The following is a 3,474-nucleotide window of genomic DNA, read 5'->3' as shown; positions in this document are numbered from 1 at the left end:
CCTGGATGGACCGGAATACCGAGACCTTCACGCAGATGGGCGGAGAAGGCGTACCCTGGACGGCGATTGCGCGCTACACCGATGAAAAGCATATGTTCGTCAATCTCGGCGACGGCACCTATTTCCACTCCGGCATTCTCGCCATCCGCCAGTCCGTGGCCTCCAAGGTCAACGTCACCTACAAGCTGCTCTACAACGACGCCGTCGCCATGACCGGCGGCCAGCCGATCGACGGATATCTGACGCCGCAATTGGTAACGAAGCAGCTGCATGACGAAGGCGTCAAGCCGATCTACCTGCTGTCGGACAATCCGGATGCCTATCGGACCGCCTCCGAACTGGCCCCTGGCGTCAAGGTGCTGCATCGCGACCATATCGATCAGGTGATGCTCAAGCTGCGCGAAACCGAAGGCTGCTCGGCGATCGTCTATGTCCAGACCTGCGCGGCCGAGAAGCGCCGTCGCCGGAGCCGCGGGCTGCTGGAGGATCCGGCCAAGCGCGTCTTCATCAATCCGGCCGTTTGCGAAGGCTGCGGCGATTGCTCCGTGCAGTCCAACTGCATCTCCGTCGAGCCGCTGGAGACGGAGTTCGGCCGCAAGCGCCAGATCAACCAGTCGAGCTGCAACAAGGACTTCTCCTGCGTCAAGGGCTTTTGCCCGTCCTTCGTGACCGTTCACGGCGGCAAGCGCCGCAAGCGCAAAGCGCTTGATCATGTCGATGTCGACGTGCCGATGCCCGAAATTCCCGTCATCGGCGATCGGCCGTGGAACATCGCGATTGCCGGCGTGGGCGGCACGGGTATCCTGACTGTCGGTGCCATCCTCGGCATGGCTGCGCATCTCGACGGCAAGGTGCCAATGATTCTCGATATGGCCGGTCTTGCCCAGAAGGGCGGCGCTGTCATGAGCCATCTGCGCATCGGTCATAATCAAGCCGATGTGACCTCCTCGCGCATCGTCAACGGCGGTGCCGATCTGCTGTTCGCCGCGGATGAGGTGGTGGGCGCCTCCAGGGATGCGATCACGCTCTGCTCACAGACGCGAACCACGGCTATCGTCAACACCGGGCTCATGCCGGTCGCCGATTTTGTCCGCAACCGCGATTTCGATTTCAAGACCGGTTCGATCCAGCACACGATCGCCAAGACGGTCAGCGACAAATCCGTCTTCCTCGATTTCGGTCATGTCGCGACGGAGGTGACCGGCGATGCCATGTCGACCAATATCCTGCTGACCGGTTTTGCGTGGCAGCGCGGCCTTCTGCCTCTCTCTCTAGAAGCGATCGAAAAGGCGATCGAGCTCAACGGCGTCGCCGTCAAGGCGAGCCTCTCCGCTTTCCATTGGGGCCGGCTCTTGGCGCATGATCCGCAGGCCGTGCATGCTCTGATGGCCGAGCCGGCGGCCGGTAAGACGCTTGCGGAGATGAGCCTCGATGAACTCGTCAAGCATCGCAAGGCGCATCTGACTGCCTATCAGAATGCTGCGCTTGCCGAGCGCTATGCCGGCTTCGTCGCCCATGCCAATGCGCTTGCCGCAAAAGAGCGGCTTTCGGACAAGGTGCCCTTTGCCGTTGCCGTCACCTATGCACGCGTTCTCGCCTACAAGGATGAATACGAAGTCGCGCGCCTTCTGACCGATCCGGCTTTCGAAGCACATCTGCGCGACGAGATGGAAGGCGACTTCAAGCTGGCTCTCAACCTCGCGCCGCCTATCCTCGGCGGCAAGGACCCGAACGGCCGGCCGAAGAAGCGCGAGTTCGGCGCCTGGATCCTGCCGTTGCTGCGCGCCCTTGCACCGATGAAGCGTTTGCGCGGCACCCCTCTCGATCCCTTCGGCTATATGGCGGAACGGCGGCTGGAACGTCGTCTGATCGCCGACTACGAAGGCATCGCCGCGCGCGTACTCGCCGGCCTGCGCCACGACAACGAGGCGGAAGCCCTTGCCATTCTCTCGCTGTTTGATGAGATAAGGGGCTTCGGACCGGTCAAGGAGGAGGCCGCCCGCAAGGTCATGGCGAGAATTGCCGAGAAGCTGAAGGCCTATGAGACACTTCAGGAGAAGCAGGGCAGCCAGCCTATGCCCGCCGATGCCGCGTGACGGTATCAGGCAAAACTTGAAGCGGGCATGAAGAGGTATAGGTTCGTAAGGAACGCGCGTTCGGGACGATCGGGAGGAGAAGCCGGATGTTTGAAGGGGGACTGAACTTCGCGCTTGGAGAGGATATCGAGGCGCTGCGCGAGCAAGTGCGCCGTTTTGCCACCAATCGCATCGCACCGTTTGCCGATGAAATCGATCGTAACAACAGTTTCCCGATGCATCTGTGGCGGGAGATGGGCGATCTCGGCCTGCTCGGAATCACCGCCAACGAAGTCTTCGGCGGCTCCGGCCTCGGTTATCTCGCCCATACGGTTGCCATGGAGGAGATCAGCCGCGCGTCCGCTTCCGTCGGCCTAAGCTATGGCGCCCATTCCAACCTCTGCGTCAACCAGATCCATCGCAATGGCACCACGGCGCAGAAGGAGCGCTATCTGCCGAAGCTGATCTCGGGCGAGCATGTGGGCGCCCTGGCGATGTCGGAACCGGGCGCCGGCTCCGATGTCGTCTCCATGAAGCTGCACGCGGAGAAGCGCGGCCGTCACTATGTGCTGAACGGCAGCAAGATGTGGATCACCAACGGCCCGGACGCCGATGTTCTCGTCGTCTACGCCAAGACTTCGCCGGATGCTGGCCCGCGAGGGATCACCGCCTTTCTCGTTGAGAAGGGTTTCAAAGGATTTTCGGTCGGCCAGAAGCTCGATAAGCTCGGTATGCGCGGTTCCAACACCTCGGAGCTGATCTTCCTCGATTGCGAGGTGCCGGAAGAGAATGTTCTCGGTCAGGTGGATGGCGGCGTGCGCGTGCTCATGTCGGGCCTCGACTATGAGCGCGTCGTCCTCTCCGGCGGCCCCATCGGCATCATGGCCGCCTGCATGGATGTGGTGCTGCCCTACATGCATGAGCGCAAGCAGTTCGGCCAGTCGATCGGCGAATTCCAGCTGATGCAGGGCAAGCTTGCCGATATGTATGTCACCATGAATGCTGCGCGCGCCTATGTCTATGCGGTTGCGGCCGCCTGCGATCGCGGCGAGACGACCCGCAAGGATGCGGCCGGCTGCATTCTCTATTCCGCCGAGAAGGCGACTGCGCTGGCGCTCGAATGCATCCAGGCGCTCGGCGGCAATGGCTATACCAATGATTATCCCGCCGGACGGCTGCTGCGCGACGCCAAGCTCTACGAGATCGGCGCCGGTACCTCCGAAATCCGGCGTATGCTGATCGGCCGCGAGCTGTTCGGCGAGACGGCCTGATTTCGAATACCATTCTACTCGACCGAGTGAGACCGCATGACCGTCCTGAGATCAGAGATATCGACGCATTCGGATCGCTTCCGCGACAATCGCGCCGCGTTGCTGGAGGCAATCGGCCTTGCCGAGGC

The 3,474-nt window shown here is 61.9% G+C and carries 2 protein-coding genes; both read left to right on the top strand.

The genetic code is table 11. The features are described 5' to 3' along the window. On the top strand, positions 1 to 2,096 hold a 2,096-nt coding region (locus Q4Q11_RS31285; RefSeq protein WP_498571916.1), incomplete at its 5' end, for an indolepyruvate ferredoxin oxidoreductase family protein. 86 nt (positions 2,097 to 2,182) lie between these two features. Next, positions 2,183 to 3,346 carry an isovaleryl-CoA dehydrogenase gene (locus tag Q4Q11_RS31280; RefSeq protein ID WP_498571915.1) on the top strand — a complete coding sequence of 388 codons (1,164 nt, stop codon included), beginning with the start codon at positions 2,183 to 2,185 and terminating at the stop codon, positions 3,344 to 3,346. The last annotated feature ends 128 nt before the right edge of the window (positions 3,347 to 3,474 follow it).

This window comes from Rhizobium sp. UFLA01-1127, from assembly GCF_059803845.1.
The sequence above is the reverse complement of the archived record's forward strand: the minus strand, read 5'-3'. Positions and strand labels throughout refer to the sequence as shown.

Excerpts from the sequence above, each read along its gene's own strand:
- Q4Q11_RS31280 (WP_498571915.1), top strand. The coding sequence starts at position 2,183 with ATGTTTGAAGGGGGACTGAACTTCGCGCTTGGAGAGGATATCGAGGCG.